Consider the following 16,163-nt stretch of genomic DNA (forward strand, 5'->3'; position numbering starts at 1 on the left):
TCGGTGGCATGGTCATCTCCTGATACAGGAGGTGGCGCTTATGACGGTGATTGGCATGAGCCATGGCGAGCTTTCCCGTTACGATACGCTGCTGCGGGTCGAGCGTGGCGAATTGCGTGTTGAGGATGCGTCGGCGCTATTGGGCCTTTGTCGAAGGCAGATATTCCGGTTGCTGTCACGATTACATGCGGCCGGTCCCGAAGGCTTGATTTCGGGTAAGCGTTGCCGACCAAGCAACCGGCGTTATGATGACGATTTCCGCGAGCGCGTCGTCGCGATCGTGCGCGAGCATTATCATGATTTCGGACCAACCCTGGCTCGCGAGTATCTTGCCGAGCGGCACGATATTCATCTGGCCTGCGAGACGCTGCGCCAGTTGATGATCCAGGCTGGTTTGTGGAAAGATCGCGATGCTCGTCGCCCTCGCCCGTATCAGCCTCGCTATCGCCGGGATTGCCGTGGCGAGCTGATCCAGATCGACGGTTCAAAAACATTGGTGGTTCGAAGACCGCGGGCCGCAATGCACCCTGCTGGTCTATATCGATGACGCGACCAGCGAGCTGATGCACCTCCAGATGGTCGAGAGCGAGAGCACCTTCGCCTATATGGAAGCGACCCGCGCGTATATCGAACGGCACGGCAAGCCGGTGGCCTTTTATTCCGACAAGCACACGGTCTTCCGCAACCCAAAACCTACAGCCAGGCGCGATGGCATGACGCATTTCGGGCGGGCACTGGATGCGTTGAACATCGAGATTATCTGCGCCAATTCGCCGCAGGCCAAGGGCCGGGTCGAACGGGCCAATGCAACCTTACAGGACCGGCTGGTCAAGGCGATGCGCCTTGAAGGCATATCGTCCATCGCGGAAGCCAATGCATTTCTGGCGGCCTACATGGCCAGGCACAATGCTCAGTTTGCTCGCCCCGCCTTCGATGCCCGCGATCTGCACCGCCCCCTCGCCCCGCATGACGATCTGCGCTCGATCATGGTCTGGCAGGAACAACGGACGGTGACGGCGGCACTGACTCTGCATTACAACAAGGTGATGTTCATTTTGGAGCCAAGCGATCTTGCCAGGAAGCTGGCGCGCAAGCGGGTGACTATTTGCGAGTATCCCGATGGCCGGCTGGAGATCGAGCATGAAGGGCATGTCCTGCCCTATCGCCAGTTCGACAAGATGCGGCAGGTCAACCAGCCAGCCATTGTCGGGAACAAACATCTGGACGCGGCTCTGATCCTGGCAAAGCAGCTGCAGGCGATCATGCCGCATCATCGTAAGCGCAATAATGACGCCCCTGCCCGCCGTGACCAGCCCATGCATCTGTTCCCCGAGCCAGACCCGCCACCAAAGATCGATCGCCGCAAACTGGGTGGCTCCAAGCTCAAGCGCGGCCCCAGGCTGAGCGACGCAGAGTTGCGCGAACGCGGTACGCTCAGGTTCGTGCAGACGACATGACCGGGCCCACTGCAGAGCAGCGGGTCCATGGCTCAGCTACCCCGAGGTTAGCGTATCAGCAGGGTCTGCGCTGCGCTAACCCGATGGCTCCACGCAGCCCCTGCTATTCCCCACCCTGTGACATTTCTATATGGCACAGATTGTGACTTCTCTATTTAGCGAGAACAGGGACCATGACTGCAGTCTCACCCTCTGTGACCGCAGAAGCGTTTGACGTCTGCCCATTCAGCGCATAGGCGCATGGCCACATTCACCCACGGGGTGTCCTGGCGTTGTCAGGGCTGAGACGCGGATCGGGCGCAAGGGGCGCTTAGTCTGCAAACCCGCGAACCTGATCCGGGTCATACCGGCGGAGGAATAGGGACTATGCGTCGTTACGCCATCATATCGTCTGCCTGCCTGACTACCCTGCCCGTCGCCATCGCGCTGGGCGGCCCAGCGCAGGCCGCCGAAGGAGTCGAGGCCGATCGCATCATTGTGACAGCGCGAGGCCGCGAAGAAGCCGAGATCGGCGTACCCGATACGGTGACGGTCTATGGCCGCACGGCCATTGTCGCGCACAAGATGACCAGTATCGACGATTTCATCGCGGCAACGCCAGGTATCTTCATCGTAAACGATCAGGATCCGGGTACGAATTTGATATCGGTACGCGGCGTATCGACCAATCGCAGCCAGTCACCCTCTATCGCCTATATCGTCGACGGTTTGGCGCTGGCGGATTCCGAACTCTTCACCCTGCGAACTTATGATGTCGCACGGGTCGAAATATTGAAGGGACCGCAGGGCGCGCTATTCGGGCGCTCGGCATCGGGCGGCGCGATTACAGTCGCAACGAACGATCCCGGACCGGACTGGGGCGGCGAGGCGGCGGTCGGTATCGGCAACGGGCTTAGCTGGACCGCCGATGGCGTGATCAATGCGCCGCTGTCCGACCGGGTGCAAGTGCGGTTGGCGGGTTCTTATCGCAACAGTGAGGGGTTCATCCGCAACAGCTTCCTCGACAAGAAGGTCGATGGCCAGATCAGCCGCAACCTGCGGTTGAAGGCGACGATAGCGCTGAGCGAAACCGCGACGCTGAAGGTACGCGCAAGCTGGGCGGACGAGGAAGGCGGCGCGGCCTATATCTCGTCGGGTAACGTGACAGGCTTGTATGGCGGGCGACTGGCAGGCGAAGCGCTGACCGATCCGTTCGGCGATTTCGAGGGGCGTTCCGACCGCAATTATTGGGGTCTTCAGACCACTTACGAACAGGTGCTGAGCGATGCCCTGAGCCTAAGCTGGACCGGTGGCTATGATGAATATCATAAGAATTTCGTGGAGGAACTGGATTTCCGCAATGATACGCCGGTCACGCTGGGCGGCCTTCCGCTCTTTCCAAATGGCATTCAGCCTATCTCTCAACCCGTTGATATCCTGGCATGGACCAGCGAGTTGCGACTGACATCGCGGGGGGAAAGTCCGCTGCGCTGGCATGTCGGACTTTTCTTCCAGCGGCTTGAGCGTGATCGGACAGACGATTTCGGGCCGTTGCTGTTCGGCGCGGAAGCGCTGCGCGCGGAAACACGGTCGAACCAGATCGGTGTCTTTGCCCAGGCAAGTTACGACATTGCGCCGCAGATCGAATTGACCGCCGCGCTGCGCTACGACCGCGACCGCCGCAAGGAAGATACGGTTGGCACGACAAGTGGGGCGCTGGTGGCGGAGCGGGCACGGACCTTCGACAAATGGCAGCCCAAAGTCTCGCTGGCGTGGCGGCCTAATGCGAACCTGACCGCTTATGTGACCGGCGCGGTCGGCTTCAAGGCGGGCGGGTTCAATCCTCTGCCGGGCGCTACCGATGTGTGGCAGGCGGTGTTTCCCGGCGAGACGACCAAGTCGGTCGAGGTCGGCATCAAGGCACAGAGCAGCGATGGCCGGGTGCGCGGGTCGATCGCGGGCTTTGTCACCGATTACAGCAATTTCCAGAATACCGTGTTTCTGGGCAATTCGGTGGTACTGTCTGTGGCGCAGGTCGATGTCCATGGGTTAGAAGCATCGGGTGATGTGGCGTTGGGTGCCGGATTCCGCGTTGATGGCGGCGTCGCCTGGACGCATAGCCGGACGGGTCGCTATCTGACCCCCAATCCGACGCCGGAGTCGGGCGAACCGGCTATTGTCGACATGAGCGGCAAGCGGACGCCCAATGCGCCCGACTGGACCGTCAATGGCGGGATCGGCTGGCAGAGTGCAGCGGGACCGGCGTTGGTCGATGCGCGGCTGAGCGTTGCCTATGTGTCGCGGGTGGATTTCGAGATCGACAATATCCTGCATACGCCGGGCTATACATCGGTCGATGGGCGGATCGGCGTGACGCAGGGCGCTTGGACGTTTGATATCTGGGCGAAAAATCTGTTCGACAAGCGCTGGGCGATCTCCGCCTTTGGCCAGCAGCAATTGCCGCTTTTGTTGGGTCTTGGTCCCAACGGGCCATTCGATAGTTTCACGATCAATACGGGCCGCCAATTCGGGGCGAGCGCTGCGGTCAGCTTCTGACAGGAGACAAGATGATGGGCTTTTGCGCAGAGATATGGGACGAGGTTGCATCGTTGCGGCGGGCGATATTAGCCCACCCTTTCCTGAGCGAACTGGCAGCGGGGACATTACCGCCGTCTAGTTTCCAGCACTATATCTTGCAGGATAGCCTGTACCTTGCCGAATATGCACGGGTGCTGGCGATCGCGGCGGCGCGCGCGCCCGATGCGGCCGGGCGGCTGGAATTTTCTGATGGGGCTAAGGTAGCGGTGCAGGTAGAGGAAGGCTTGCACCAGGCCTTTTTCGCGCAGTTCGGCGTCAGCGCGGACATGGCGGCGACGATCGAACCCAGCCCGGCGTGCCTGGGCTATACCGGCTATCTTTCCAGCCTGGCGGCGACGCGGACGTATGAGGAACTGATCGCGGGAATATTGCCCTGCTTCTGGGTCTATTGGGACGTGGGCTGCGCGATCCGGCCGCAGGCTGTCAGCCCCAACCCTTATGCACCCTGGATCGATACCTATGCCGCGCCGGAATTTGGCGAAGCGACCGATCGGGTGCGAACCTTGGTGGATGCGGCGGCGGAGGCAGCGAGTCCGGCCGTGCGTGACGCCATGGCCAGGGCGTTCCGGGTGGCGACGCGCTATGAATGGATGTTCTGGGATTCGGCCTATCGGCGCGAGGCCTGGCCCATTTGATCGGGCCAGTTAAAGCGTAACGCCGCGCTTCCAGATGGCGATGTCGCGTTCGCCGTTGATTTCGTTGCGGGCGGGTTCGCCCGAGGCGATCGCGCAGATACGGGTCATCAGTGCATCGGTCGCGGCGTCCATTCCCTCGTCCAGCACGATAGCCGCGTCGAAGTCGATCCAGCCGGGTTTGCGGCGAGCGAGGTCGTGGTTGGTGGCGAGTTTGAGCGTAGGGATCGGGCTGCCCAGCGGCGTGCCGCGGCCGGTAGAAAAGAGCGTGATGGTTGCACCCGCCGCTGCCAGCGCCGTGGTGGAGACGGCATCGTTGCCGGGGGCTTCGAGGATCGTCAGGCCGGGGCGGCGCAGGCTTTCGCCATAAGCGAGGACGTCGGTGACGGGGGCATGGCCGCCCTTCTGCACCGCGCCCAGCGATTTTTCCTCCAGCGTGGTGATGCCGCCCGCGACATTGCCGGGGCTGGGATTTTCGGAGATCGGTTCGCCATGGTCGATGAAATAGCGCTTGAAGCGATTGACCAGGGCGACCAGCGCATCGAAGATGTCACTATCCCCAGCGCGCTGCATCAACAGCCGTTCGGCACCGAAGATTTCGGGAATTTCGGTGAGGATTGCCTGCCCGCCCGCGCCGGTGACGACATCGGCGGCGCGGCCGACCAGGGGATTGGCGGTCAGGCCGGAGAGGCCATCCGAGCCGCCGCATTTGAGGCCGAGGCGCAGGGCGTCGATGCCGACTTCTTCCCGCTGGTCCTGCGCGGCGGTTTCAACCAGTTCGTCGATGGCCGTGGCGGCGTCGGCATATTCGTCGGCGCTCAGTTGTGCGCCGACGCTGCGGATGCGGGCGCGGCGGTCGGGCGGGATGCGTTGCAGCAGGGCGGCGAGTTGGTTCTCTTCACAGCCCAGGCCAATGAGTAGGACGCCGCCTGCATTAGGATTGCAGGCAAGCGCCGCCAGCAAGCGCGCGGTGGCGTCGAGATCATCGCCCAGTTGCGAACAGCCAAGTGGATGCGGAAAGGCGAGGATGGCATCGACGCGGCCAGCGTGGCGGAGGGCGGCCTGCTGCGCGACGCGATCGGCGGTGCGGGCGACGCAGCCGACGGTAGGGATGACCCATATTTCATTGCGGGTGCGACCGATCCGTCGGCGCGGCGATAGCCCCGGAAGGTCCAGCGCGAGGTCGGAGCGGCGGCGACCGAGGGGACCGGGACGAAGGCATAGGGTTCCTCCGCCTTCAGGTTGGTGGCGAGGTTATGGCTATGGACATGATCGCCGGGGGCGATGGCCTGGGTCGCGGTGCCGATAGGCCAGCCATAGCGCAGCACGGCTTCGCCCGCCACGATGGGGCGAAGCGCGAACTTATGGCCGCGCGGAATTCGTACACCGACCCGGACATAGGTTTGATAAATTGACACCGTCTCGCCCGCTTCCAGGTCGCGCAGGGCGATGCCGACGGTGTCAGTTTCCGCGATGCGGATGGCGGCGGGGAGTTGAATTTCGGGCGGTGCCAATTGGTCCATGGATGGCGGAATAGCAGCTATGATACCGGTGGCACAAGGGCGCTGCCCTGATGTTGGACAGCCCTGTCCATCAGGCGCGGGCGGCGGTGATGATGATTTCGACCTTATAGCCGGGGTCCGCCAGCTTCGCTTCGCCGGTTGCACGGGTTGGTGCGGCGACGTCCGCGATCCAGCTGTCCCAGACGGCGTTCATTTCCGCAAAATCGGCCATGTCGGCAAGCCAGATGGTGGCGCGCAGGATATGCGCCTTGTTGCTACCAGCCAGTGTCAGCAGACGCTCGATCTCGGCGAGGGTTTCCCGGGTCTGGTTGGTGACGCTATCGCCCGGTGTGCCGACCTGCCCCGCGAGATAGACAGTGTCGCCATGGATGACCGCTTCGCTCATGCGCGGGCCGGTTTCGATGCGGGTGATGGTCATGAGTCTTCTCCTTGAATGTCAGCGGCTGTAGCGGGCAAGGCCCAGATCCGCAGTTTCGATGGCCGGGGGGCGGCCGCCGATAATGTCGGCGATCACTTGCCCCGATCCGCAGGCCATGGTCCAGCCCAACGTGCCATGGCCGGTGTTGAGGAAAAGATTCTCGAGCGGCGTCACGCCGATGACGGGCGTGGAATCAGGCGTCATGGGGCGCAGGCCGCTCCAGAAGGTCGCCTGCGACAGGTCGCCTGCGCCGGGAAAGAGCGTACCAACACTATGGTCGAGCGTGTCGCGCCGCGCTTGGGGCAGATCATTGGTATATCCCGATAGTTCGGCCATGCCGCCGACCCGGATGCGATCGCCCAGGCGCGTGATCGCAACCTTGTAGCTTTCATCGAGCAGGGTCGAGACCGGGGCGGCGTCTTCCTGGACGATGGGCACGGTGATCGAATAGCCCTTTACCGGATAGACGGGCAGACGCAGGCCGAGCGGGGCGAGGAGCAGCGGCGAGAAGCTGCCCATCGCGACCAGATAGGCATCGCCAGTGACGGGGCCGTCAGTGGTGACGACATGGCTGATCCGTCCAGCTTCGCGCGCCAAACCCTGAATGGTGCGACCCATCAGAAATTCGACGCCGCGTGCGCGGGCCATGTCGGCAAGGATGTTGGTGAATTTGAAACAGTCGCCCGTCTCGTCATTGGGCAAACGAAGCCCGCCTGCGATCGGCGATGCGCTGGCGCCGAGGCCCGGTTCGGCGGCGATGCAGCCAGCGCGGTCGAGGACTTCGAAGGGCACATTGTCGGCGCGCAGCACCTCAATATCCTTGGCGATGCCGTCCAGCTGCTTTTGTTCGCGGAACAGTTGCAGCGTCCCCTGGGTGCGTTCGTCATAGCGAATGCCGGTCGCTTCGCGCAGCGCGATCAACTGGTCACGGCTATATTCGGCGAGGCGCACCATGCGCCCTTTGTTGATGCGATAGTCGGCCGCGTTGCAATTGCCGAGCATCGCGATCATCCAGCGGATCATCGCCATGTCGACATTAGGGCGCAGGATCAGCGGGGCATGTTGCATGAACAGCCAGCGCAGCGCCTTGGCCGGGATGCCGGGCGCGGCCCAGGGGGAGGCATAGCCGGGCGAGATTTCGCCTGCGTTGGCGAAGCTGGTTTCTTGCGCGACGCCGGTCTGACGGTCGATGACGACGACCTCATGGCCCGCCTGCGACAGATACCAGGCGGAGGTGACGCCGACGACGCCGCCGCCCAGAATTACGATCTTCATGGCTTATTGCTCCTGAATGGCGGCGGCAGGCGCGGGCAGATAGGTGCGCGCGTAGCGGGGGCCGAGCCGGGTCAAAATCTCGTAAGAAATCGTTTCTGCCTGCGCGGCGACATCATCGATCGACTGGTGCGGGCCGATGAGTTCGACGGCTGCTGCGGGATAGAGGAGATGGTCGGGGACGTCGGTGACATCGAGCGCGAGGCTATCCATCGAGACGCGGCCGACGATCGGTGCGCGCACGCCGCCGATATAGGCAAAGCCGCGGTTGCTGAGGTGGCGCGGCCAGCCATCGGCATAGCCGACCGAGACAGTGGCAAGGCGCGCGGGGCGGTCGAAGCGGTGGGTGAGGCCATAGCCCACCCCTGCCCCGGCTTCGACGGTGCGCAGTTGGACGATATAAGCGTCGAGCGCGACGACGGCGTGCATCGGGTTGGGCTGGCCATGAGGCGCGCCGCCATAAAGGGCGATTCCGGCGCGGACGATGTCGCCATGGGCAACGCCCGACGTCATGGCACCGCCTGAATTGTCGATCGAGCGGGGCACGCCGGGGAATTGCCGGGCGATCGCGTCGAAGGTGGCGCGCTGATGCGGGTTGAAGCTGTCTTCGGGATGATCGGCGCAGGCGAGATGGGTCATGATCAGTCGCAGGTCGATGCCCGCCAGCCGATCCGGCTGATCGCGCAGGGTTGCGAGTTCGGTGGATGCGAGGCCGAGGCGCGACATGCCGCTGTCGACCTGGATCACCGCCGGGAGCACACGGTTCAGTGTGCGGGCCGTCGCGGCCCAGCCGTCAATCTGCTCCAGCGAATTGAGGACCGGGAGCGCGTCGATCGCCGCGCAAGCCGCCTCTACGCCGGGTTGCACACCATTGAGGACATAGAGCGTCGCGTCGGTCGGCAGATGGGGCCGCAAGGCCGTCGCTTCGCAAAGATGGGCGACGAAAAAGTGGCGGCAGCCCGCATCGAGCAGTGCGCGTGATACTTCGCTGCGCCCAGACCATAGGCGTTCGCCTTGACCACGCCCGCGACACTGGCGGGGGCGACCTGCGCCGCGATCAGCCGGTAGTTGGCGACCAGTGCGGCAAGGTCGATGCGCAAATTGCCGGCCATCTGCAAATCCATGCCGCTTGCCCTTCACATCCTGCCGCAATGTAGATCACGTTTCTTCAAAATGGGATGGCCATTGATCGACGATTGTTCCATTTTATGCTGTAAAGTCGCAGAATATTCCAATGGATTCGCATATATGGCCATTTCCTTCGATACGACTGACCGCGCCATTCTGCGCCTGCTCAAACTCAACGCGCGCCGCTCCAATGCCGAGATCGCAGCGGAGGTCGGCCTGTCGCCGTCCGCCTGCCATCGGCGCATCCGGCAATTGGAAGCGCAGGGCGTCATTCGCGGCTATACGATCGTCGCGGGCGGGCGCGATGACAGCCCGTTGGTCAATGTCGTGGTGCAGGTGACGCTCGACCGGCAGACCGAGGATTATCTCGCGCGATTCGAACATGCGGTGCGGCAATGCCCGGAAATCCGCGAATGTTTCCTGATGACCGGGGCGGTCGATTATTGGTTGCGCGTCGAGGCGGACAGTGTGGACGCCTATGAACGCATCCACAGCGAAATATTATCGCGCCTGCCCGGCGTGACGCGGATCAATTCCAACATCGCCATGCGCGACACGCTGCGCCCGCGCCGGAGCAAGGGGTAAATGCGCGGGTTAGAAAGCGTCGGCCTCCAGCGCCATGAGCGTGTCTTCACCTGCCATGATGCTGGCGGCCAGAGCGTCGGCCTGGGGCAGCATGCGTTGCGCGAAGAAGGCGGCGACGGATCGCTTGGCCTGGTGGAGCGGTGTGTCGTCCTGCGCGGCGGCAGCCATGCGGGTCCACATCCAGCCCATGGCGACCAGCGCGAAGAGGCGCAGATAGTCGACCGCGGCCGCGCCCGACGCATCCACCGATGCGCCGCGCAGAGAGGCGGTGACATCGCGTAATTTGCCAAGCGCCTCGCGGGTGCGGGTTGCGATCGGCAGGTCGGTGGCGTCGAGATCGGCGGCGATCAGGTCGAAAAAGCCTTCGACCACCGCGCCGCCGGACTGGGGCAGTTTGCGCGCGACCAGATCCATCGCCTGCACGCCGTTGGTGCCTTCGTAAATCTGGGCGATGCGGGCGTCGCGGACATATTGTTCCATGCCCCATTCGCGGATGTAGCCATGGCCGCCGAACACCTGCTGCGCTTGTACCGCGCTTTCAAAGCCCATGTCGGTGAAGGCCGCCTTGACCACCGGGGTCAGCAGCGCGACCAGCGCGTCGGCCTTTGCCCGCTCGGCGGCATCGGGATGGGCATGGGCGCGATCAAGCTGGAGCGCGGTCCAACCCGCTAGCGCGCGGCCAGCCTCGACAAAGGCGCGGATGGTGAGCAGCATCCGGCGGACATCGGCATGTTCGATGATCGCGACCGGGTTGCGGGTGCCATCGGCGCTGCGGCCCTGTAGCCGTTCCTTGGCATAGCTGGCGGCCTGACCATAGGCGGCACCGGCAATGCCCAGTCCCTGGATGCCGACCATCAGCCGTTCGGCGTTCATCATGGTGAACATGGCGGCGAGGCCGCGATGCGGTTCGCCCACCAGCCAGCCGGTCGCTTCGTCATAATTCATGACGCAGGTGGGTTGGGCATGGATGCCCATCTTCTTTTCGAGCGCGCCGACCGACATGCTGTTGCGGATGGTAAATCCGCCATCGGCGTCGGCCAGGAATTTAGGGACGAGGAAGAGGCTGATCCCCTTCACGCCGGGCGGGGCGTCGGGGAGGCGCGCGAGGACGAGGTGGACAATATTGCCGCCGAAATCATGGTCGCCCGACGATATAAAGATTTTCTGGCCGGTCAGGGCATGGCGGCCATCGCCGAGCGGCACGGCCTTGGTCTTGAGCAAGGCCAGATCGGTGCCCGCGCCGCTTTCGGTCAGCGCCATAGCGCCGGTCCATTCGCCGCTGACCAGTGGGGCGAGATAGGCGGCTTTCAAGTCTTCGCTGGCATGGGCGATGATCGCTTCGACAGCGCCGCGCGTCAGGCCGGGGAAGAGGCCAAAGGACAGGTTGGTGGCCGAGAGCATCTCGTCCAGCCAGAGTTGGAGGATGAAGGGCAGCCCCTGCCCGCCATGGTCCGGCGACGCGGCGAGCGCGGGCCAGCCGGCGGCCACGAACTCACGATAGGCGTCGGCAAAGCCGGGCGGCGTGATGACGGCGCCCTCGACAAGGCGGCTGCCCAATTCGTCGCCTTCGCGGTTGAGGGGTTGGAGCCGGTCGGCGCATAGGCGCCCCGCCTCTTCCAGCACGGCGACAGCGAGATCGGTGTCCACATCCTTGCCGACGTCGGCCATCGCTTCATCGAAGCGCAGGATATGCGTCAGCAGGAAGCGATAATCGTCGATCGGTGGGACGTAGCTGTACATCGGGCCTCTCCTATTGGCGCAGTCGAGGACTATACCAAACGCCTGTTACAGTCAATCGTCGGTAGGCGAGACCGCTTTCGGCGCGGTCCCTTTAGCGGATCATCGCATCAATCCGGCCTTGCGCAGGGCGTCCTCAATGACGGCGGCGACGCCCGTGGCTTTATGCGGTGCCTTGGGAATCGGCTTCTTGGCCTGCGTGGGTTGCGGAGCGGTGTTGAGCGGCCGGGGGCGCTCGCTCTGCGTTGCCGAGGCTGGGCGTGTTTTGGCCTTGGTCATCAGCCCCCAGGCTTTTGCGATCTGTCCGGTCGAGGAGATGCCCGCTTCCAGCATATAGGGGGCGGCGCTGCCATGCCCGTCCGGCCCAACCGTGTTCAGCGGCGTTCCATGGCCCATGCCGACGATTTCATAAGCTTCGATTACCGCCCGGCCCATTTTGTCGTGCCAAGTGCGGCGGGGGCTGCCGTCGACGATCGCCTGCTCGGTCGGGATGTCTCCCACGCCATGCAGCGCCTGCCACTGGGCGATGATTCGTTCTGCGTTGGACGGCGCGACGGTCTTGTCGGCGCTTCCCTGCCAGACGGAGATGGTCGGCCATGGCCCCTGATGGCCGGACGCGGCCCGGACCAGTTCGGGCAGGCGATCGTCAGAGGGGTAGCCCTCCCCCCGCATGCGGGCAAAGGCGTCATTCACCGAGGTGGCGCAACCGAAGGGGAGGCCAGCGATAATCGCGCCGCCCGCGAAGAGTTCGGGATAGCTAGCCAGCATGATCGACGTCATTGCGCCGCCCGCAGACAGGCCAGTCACGAAAATGCGGCTTTGGTCGATGTCATGGGTGGACACCATGGTATCGATCATCTGGCGAATCGACAGGCTTCGCCGGAATTGCGCCGGGAATCGACCGGCGAGAACCAGTTGAAGCAGAGGTTGGGATTGTTGGACCGCTGCTGTTCGGGGAAAAGCAGCGCAAAGCCCTGCTCATCGGCAAGTTGCGACCAGCCCGCGCCATGATCATAGCCCGCCGCATTCTGGGTGCAGCCATGGAGGACGACGACCAACGCCGCCCCTTTGGCGAGATTTGCGGGCACATAGATTCTCGCGCGCAAGGCACCTGGATTGCTGCCAAAAGCCTGAAGATCGTCCAGCCGATCCTGAACCGGATCAGTCATTGCGCCAGGTGCCATCGCGCGGAATTTGGCGAGCTGGGATATGGTCGAACTTAAACGGGTCATCATTTGGTCTCCGGTGCGGCTTACGCCTTCAATTACGCTATATCGCTCCATCTGCCCAGATTGTTGCTGCGCCGCACAATAGCGTGAGTGCCATTATCTACCTATCTATATAGGGTCGTCGGGATAAATTATCTTATTATGATGCATTGCAGCGCATTTTAGGCGTCCGGTTCGCTTTCATGTTCAGCCCGTCGGGCCGCTTCGATCAGGCTCTTGCCCGTTTCGGATGCGGCATAGGCGGTCATGGTCACAGCGACGCCGTTGGGCCCGTCGAGCAGGACCAGCCCGCCCTCCACGGTGGCGACACCTGGCCGCGTTTGCGTGCCGACGATGGAAGGGGTGGCGCTCATGAGCCATGACTTTCGTTGGAGGATTGGGTCGGATCGGCATCGATATAGAGATAGTCGGGGTCGAACTGTCCGCGCCTGGCAAGCCCCTTGACGTCCAGAATGTCGACGAGCGAAGAGCGAAAAACGCACAAGCCTTCCTCGCGCAGCTGACGTAGCACACGATTGGCGTGGACATTGGTAATGCCACATATTTCGGCGATGTCGTTCTGAGTCACGCCCAGGGCAAAGCGGCTTCCGTCGCTCAGGCCCACAGGCAGGAGCCGGGCGTTCGTTTCGCTGAGAAAATGGGCGACGCGGCCGACTGCATCCAACCGACCGAGGCGGAACAGCCAGGCCCGGTGGATGGCGGCATCGAGCAGGGTCGAGAACCATAATTTGCGGGTGAGTTCCGGCATGGCCGCGTTGATTCCGTCCAGTTCCCGGTGAGGCACGATCGCGACGGTCGCGGCGGTCAGCGTCGCGACATCATGATCGAGCGTCTTGAGCGGGTAGGCATGGAGATCGACGAAATCGCCTGGCACTTGCACCGCGACGAGCTGGCGCATGCCTTCCCTATCATCGAGATAGCGGCACATGAAGCCGTCGATCAGCAATGTGCTGTGGGACAACGGCTCGCCAGCGCGGACGATGGTAGCGCGCGCATCAATGGTGCGGACTTCGGATATGGCACCTTCCAATACAGCGCGTTCTTCCGCCCCCAGTTGGACGCCCCGACGCCCTTTCAAAAACCGATCCGTGAACAAGATAGTGTCCTTCACATATGATGGCGACCTTTGCCCCGATCACCTTTGACTGCCTAAACGGGCCGATGCGCCAGTATATCCAAGCCATGGCCGCAAAACGTTATGACGCAGATTAGTATTTGTCAGACAGCCGCAACTTGCAACGGTGCCGAGTGTTTTCCGGACATAGCATTTCTGCAGACCGTCCCTGCGTGCATAGCTGAGCATGGCATTGTCTCTGTTCGCGTATGCGCGCGCTCTCACAATGAGGATTTCTCATGGCTAAGTCAGACAAACCCGCCAGCGCATCAGGCAAAGTAGCCGAGCAATCCGCTCGCATGATGCCGCCCCCCGCCCCAGCGGATGGCGTGTCGGAAGTTTTTGCCGAGCCGCAGGCAGCCGGCGGCGAAACGCATCAGACGGCCGGCGGCGATGTGGCCACATTGACGACGGCGCAGGGCATCCCCGTTGCGGACAATCAAAATTCGTTGAAGCAGGGCGCACGCGGGCCGACCCTGTTGGAAGACACGCATTTTCGCGAGAAGATGTTCCATTTCGACCATGAACGTATTCCAGAGCGCGTCGTCCACGCCCGTGGCTATGGCGCGCATGGCTATTTCGAGCTGACGGAGTCACTGAGTGACGTGACGCGCGCCGACGTGTTGCAGCGCGTGGGTGAAAAGGTGCCTGCCTTCGTGCGCTTTTCGACCGTCGCCGGATCGAAGGGGTCGGCCGATCTCGCCCGCGATGTACGCGGCTTTGCGGTCAAGCTCTACACGCAGGAAGGCAATTGGGATCTGGTCGGCAATAATATCCCGGTCTTCTTCATCCAGGATGCCATCAAATTCCCCGACCTGATCCATGCCGCCAAGCCCGAGCCGGATCGCGATTTCCCCCAGGCGCAGACGGCGCACGATAATTTCTGGGATTTCATCAGCCTGTCGCCTGAGTCCATGCATATGATCATGTGGACGATGTCGGATCGGGCCATTCCGCGCTCGCTACGCACCATGGAAGGCTTCGGCGTCCATACGTTCCGCCTGGTCGATGCCGAAGGCAAGTCGACCTTCGTCAAATTCCATTGGAAGCCCAAACAGGGCCTGCAATCGGTTGTCTGGAACGAAGCGGTCAAGATCAACGGGGCCGACCCCGATTTCCATCGCCGCGACCTGTGGGATGCGATCAATGCGGGCGACTTCCCCGAGTGGGAATTGGGTGTGCAATTGTTCGACGATGCCTTTGCCGACAGTTTCGACTTCGACGTGCTGGATGCCACAAAGCTTATTCCCGAAGAACTGGTGCCCGTTCGCGTCATCGGACGTCTGGTGCTCGACCGGGTGGTCGACAATTTCTTCGCCGAAACCGAGCAGGTTGCCTTTTGCACGCAAAATGCGCCGCCGGGCATCGACTTCAGCAACGATCCCTTGTTGCAGGGGCGGAACTTCTCCTATCTCGACACCCAGCTCAAACGGCTGGGCGGCCCCAATTTCACGCATATCCCCATCAATGCGCCCAAATGTCCGATGGTCAATTTCCAGCAAGACGGACATATGGCCATGCGCAATCCCAAGGGCCGCGCCAATTACGAACCCAATAGCTGGGGCGCGGAACAGGGTGGCCCACGCGAAGACCCGGCACGTTGCTTCGTCAGCGACGCGCGGGTCGAGGATGGCCTTAAGCAGCGGGTCCGTTCGGAGAGTTTCGTGGACCATTATAGCCAGGCACGCCAATTCTATGTCAGCCAGATGCCGATCGAGCAGAAGCATATCGGCGATGCGATCGTGTTCGAACTGAGCAAGGTCGAACGGCCCGACATCCGTTCGCGGACGGTATCGCATCTGCGCAATATCGACGAAACGCTGGCGGCCACCGTGGTAGATGGCCTGGGCATGCCCTTGCCGGATGCCGCGCAGGCGGCACGCGCCCCGATCATGGACTTGCCACCCTCGGATGCGCTCAGCATCCTCAAAAATGGGCCGGACAATTTCAAGGGTCGTAAGCTCGGCATCCTGCTGACCGATGGTGCCGACGCCGCGATTTTCGAGGCGCTGGTGAAGGCGGTCGACAAGGAAGGCGCGGTGTATGAAGTCATTGCGCCCAAGATCGGCGGGGTCACCCTGTCCGATGGCACAGCGGTTGCCGCCAAACAGAAGATCGATGGCGGGCCATCGGTCCTCTATGACGCGATTGCAGTGGTCGCGTCGCCCGATGGCGCGGCGCTACTGGCGATGGATGCTGCGGCCAAGGACTTCGTCACCGATGCCTTTGCCCATTGCAAGTTTATAGGGCTTACGGCAGAGGCACAGACCTTATTCGAAAAGGCGGGTATCGCCGACGATCTGGATGAGGGCTGCCTGCCGCTTGCTACAGCGAAGGATGCCACGACGCTGCTAACCGCCTGTCGCGGGCTGCGCCATTGGCCACGGGAAATGACCGTGGATTTGGACGCCGTGCCCGACGCCTGATCTCGATCTTCGATCAACCGGGGGCGAATGCGTTTTGCTCCCGGTCCCTATCTTGCCCAAAGGAT

The 16,163-nt window shown here is 62.6% G+C and carries 11 protein-coding genes, 3 pseudogenes and 1 riboswitch; of the genes and pseudogenes, 5 read left to right on the top strand and 9 right to left on the bottom strand.

Annotated features, from left to right (window positions below; translation table 11 throughout):
* Nucleotides 1-40 precede the first annotated feature (40 nt).
* The 3 genes and pseudogenes from BF95_RS05125 to tenA all read left to right on the top strand — a co-directional run bounded on the left by BF95_RS05125 (nucleotide 41) and on the right by tenA (nucleotide 4,669).
* Nucleotides 41-1,457, top strand: a pseudogene (locus BF95_RS05125) (ISNCY family transposase).
* A gap of 247 nt (nucleotides 1,458-1,704) precedes the next feature.
* Nucleotides 1,705-1,832: riboswitch (TPP riboswitch) on the top strand.
* Nucleotides 1,824-3,992: a TonB-dependent receptor gene (locus BF95_RS05130; RefSeq protein ID WP_051519859.1), complete on the top strand. Its 2,169-nt coding sequence runs from the start codon at nucleotides 1,824-1,826 to the stop codon at nucleotides 3,990-3,992. It overlaps the preceding riboswitch by 9 nt.
* A gap of 11 nt (nucleotides 3,993-4,003) precedes the next feature.
* Nucleotides 4,004-4,669: a thiaminase II gene (gene tenA, locus BF95_RS05135; RefSeq protein WP_235209567.1), complete on the top strand. Its 666-nt coding sequence runs from the start codon at nucleotides 4,004-4,006 to the stop codon at nucleotides 4,667-4,669.
* A gap of 9 nt (nucleotides 4,670-4,678) precedes the next feature.
* Here tenA and BF95_RS05140 read toward each other — a convergent pair.
* From BF95_RS05140 to alr, 4 genes and pseudogenes are all read right to left on the bottom strand, one after another.
* A pseudogene (locus BF95_RS05140) lies at nucleotides 4,679-6,189 on the bottom strand (UxaA family hydrolase).
* A gap of 70 nt (nucleotides 6,190-6,259) precedes the next feature.
* On the bottom strand, nucleotides 6,260-6,607 hold the full coding sequence (locus BF95_RS05145) for a RidA family protein (RefSeq protein ID WP_043149802.1): 348 nt from the start codon (nucleotides 6,605-6,607) through the stop codon (nucleotides 6,260-6,262).
* 18 nt (nucleotides 6,608-6,625) lie between these two features.
* The gene (locus BF95_RS05150) at nucleotides 6,626-7,882 is read right to left on the bottom strand and encodes a D-amino acid dehydrogenase (protein ID WP_043149803.1); all 1,257 of its coding nucleotides are present in this window, start codon (nucleotides 7,880-7,882) and stop codon (nucleotides 6,626-6,628) included.
* A gap of 3 nt (nucleotides 7,883-7,885) precedes the next feature.
* Nucleotides 7,886-9,003, bottom strand: a pseudogene (gene alr, locus BF95_RS05155) (alanine racemase).
* Between the two features lie 124 nt (nucleotides 9,004-9,127).
* Between alr and BF95_RS05160 the strand changes: the two are divergent.
* A complete protein-coding gene (locus BF95_RS05160; RefSeq protein ID WP_043149854.1) occupies nucleotides 9,128-9,592 on the top strand; it encodes an Lrp/AsnC family transcriptional regulator in 465 nt (154 codons plus the stop codon).
* A gap of 9 nt (nucleotides 9,593-9,601) precedes the next feature.
* Here the strand turns inward: BF95_RS05160 and BF95_RS05165 are convergent, their stop codons facing one another.
* The 5 genes from BF95_RS05165 to BF95_RS05180 all read right to left on the bottom strand — a co-directional run bounded on the left by BF95_RS05165 (nucleotide 9,602) and on the right by BF95_RS05180 (nucleotide 13,654).
* Nucleotides 9,602-11,332 carry an acyl-CoA dehydrogenase C-terminal domain-containing protein gene (locus BF95_RS05165; protein WP_043149804.1) on the bottom strand — a complete coding sequence of 577 codons (1,731 nt, stop codon included), beginning with the start codon at nucleotides 11,330-11,332 and terminating at the stop codon, nucleotides 9,602-9,604.
* 99 nt (nucleotides 11,333-11,431) lie between these two features.
* Nucleotides 11,432-12,187: an extracellular catalytic domain type 1 short-chain-length polyhydroxyalkanoate depolymerase gene (locus BF95_RS05170; protein ID WP_327195407.1), complete on the bottom strand. Its 756-nt coding sequence runs from the start codon at nucleotides 12,185-12,187 to the stop codon at nucleotides 11,432-11,434.
* Nucleotides 12,184-12,564 carry an alpha/beta hydrolase family esterase gene (locus BF95_RS30595; protein WP_327195408.1) on the bottom strand — a complete coding sequence of 127 codons (381 nt, stop codon included), beginning with the start codon at nucleotides 12,562-12,564 and terminating at the stop codon, nucleotides 12,184-12,186. Before BF95_RS30595 ends, BF95_RS05170 begins: the two co-directional genes overlap by 4 nt.
* Nucleotides 12,565-12,719: 155 nt before the next feature.
* The gene (locus BF95_RS05175; RefSeq protein ID WP_043149805.1) at nucleotides 12,720-12,911 is read right to left on the bottom strand and encodes a hypothetical protein; all 192 of its coding nucleotides are present in this window, start codon (nucleotides 12,909-12,911) and stop codon (nucleotides 12,720-12,722) included.
* Nucleotides 12,908-13,654, bottom strand: coding sequence for a Crp/Fnr family transcriptional regulator (locus BF95_RS05180; protein WP_200866883.1), 747 nt, complete (start codon nucleotides 13,652-13,654; stop codon nucleotides 12,908-12,910). The genes BF95_RS05175 and BF95_RS05180 overlap by 4 nt, the downstream gene beginning before the upstream one ends.
* A 317-nt stretch (nucleotides 13,655-13,971) precedes the next feature.
* Here BF95_RS05180 and BF95_RS05185 point away from each other — a divergent pair, with 317 nt between their 5' ends.
* The gene (locus tag BF95_RS05185; RefSeq protein ID WP_051519860.1) at nucleotides 13,972-16,098 is read left to right on the top strand and encodes a catalase; all 2,127 of its coding nucleotides are present in this window, start codon (nucleotides 13,972-13,974) and stop codon (nucleotides 16,096-16,098) included.
* Nucleotides 16,099-16,163: the final 65 nt, after the last annotated feature.

The organism is Sphingobium sp. Ant17 (assembly GCF_000588875.1).
Classification (GTDB): Bacteria; Pseudomonadota; Alphaproteobacteria; order Sphingomonadales; family Sphingomonadaceae; genus Sphingobium.

Bases quoted from the DNA above. Each gene is read 5' to 3' on its own strand.
- BF95_RS05165 (WP_043149804.1), bottom strand. From the start codon at position 11,332: ATGTACAGCTACGTCCCACCGATCGACGATTATCGCTTCCTGCTGACG.
- BF95_RS05145 (WP_043149802.1), bottom strand. From the start codon at position 6,607: ATGACCATCACCCGCATCGAAACCGGCCCGCGCATGAGCGAAGCGGTC.
- BF95_RS05160 (WP_043149854.1), top strand. From the start codon at position 9,128: ATGGCCATTTCCTTCGATACGACTGACCGCGCCATTCTGCGCCTGCTC.
- BF95_RS05150 (WP_043149803.1), bottom strand. From the start codon at position 7,882: ATGAAGATCGTAATTCTGGGCGGCGGCGTCGTCGGCGTCACCTCCGCC.
- BF95_RS05175 (WP_043149805.1), bottom strand. From the start codon at position 12,911: ATGAGCGCCACCCCTTCCATCGTCGGCACGCAAACGCGGCCAGGTGTC.
- BF95_RS05185 (WP_051519860.1), top strand. From the start codon at position 13,972: ATGATGCCGCCCCCCGCCCCAGCGGATGGCGTGTCGGAAGTTTTTGCC.
- BF95_RS05170 (WP_327195407.1), bottom strand. From the start codon at position 12,187: ATGATCGATACCATGGTGTCCACCCATGACATCGACCAAAGCCGCATT.
- tenA (WP_235209567.1), top strand. From the start codon at position 4,004: ATGATGGGCTTTTGCGCAGAGATATGGGACGAGGTTGCATCGTTGCGG.
- BF95_RS30595 (WP_327195408.1), bottom strand. From the start codon at position 12,564: ATGATGACCCGTTTAAGTTCGACCATATCCCAGCTCGCCAAATTCCGC.
- BF95_RS05130 (WP_051519859.1), top strand. From the start codon at position 1,824: ATGCGTCGTTACGCCATCATATCGTCTGCCTGCCTGACTACCCTGCCC.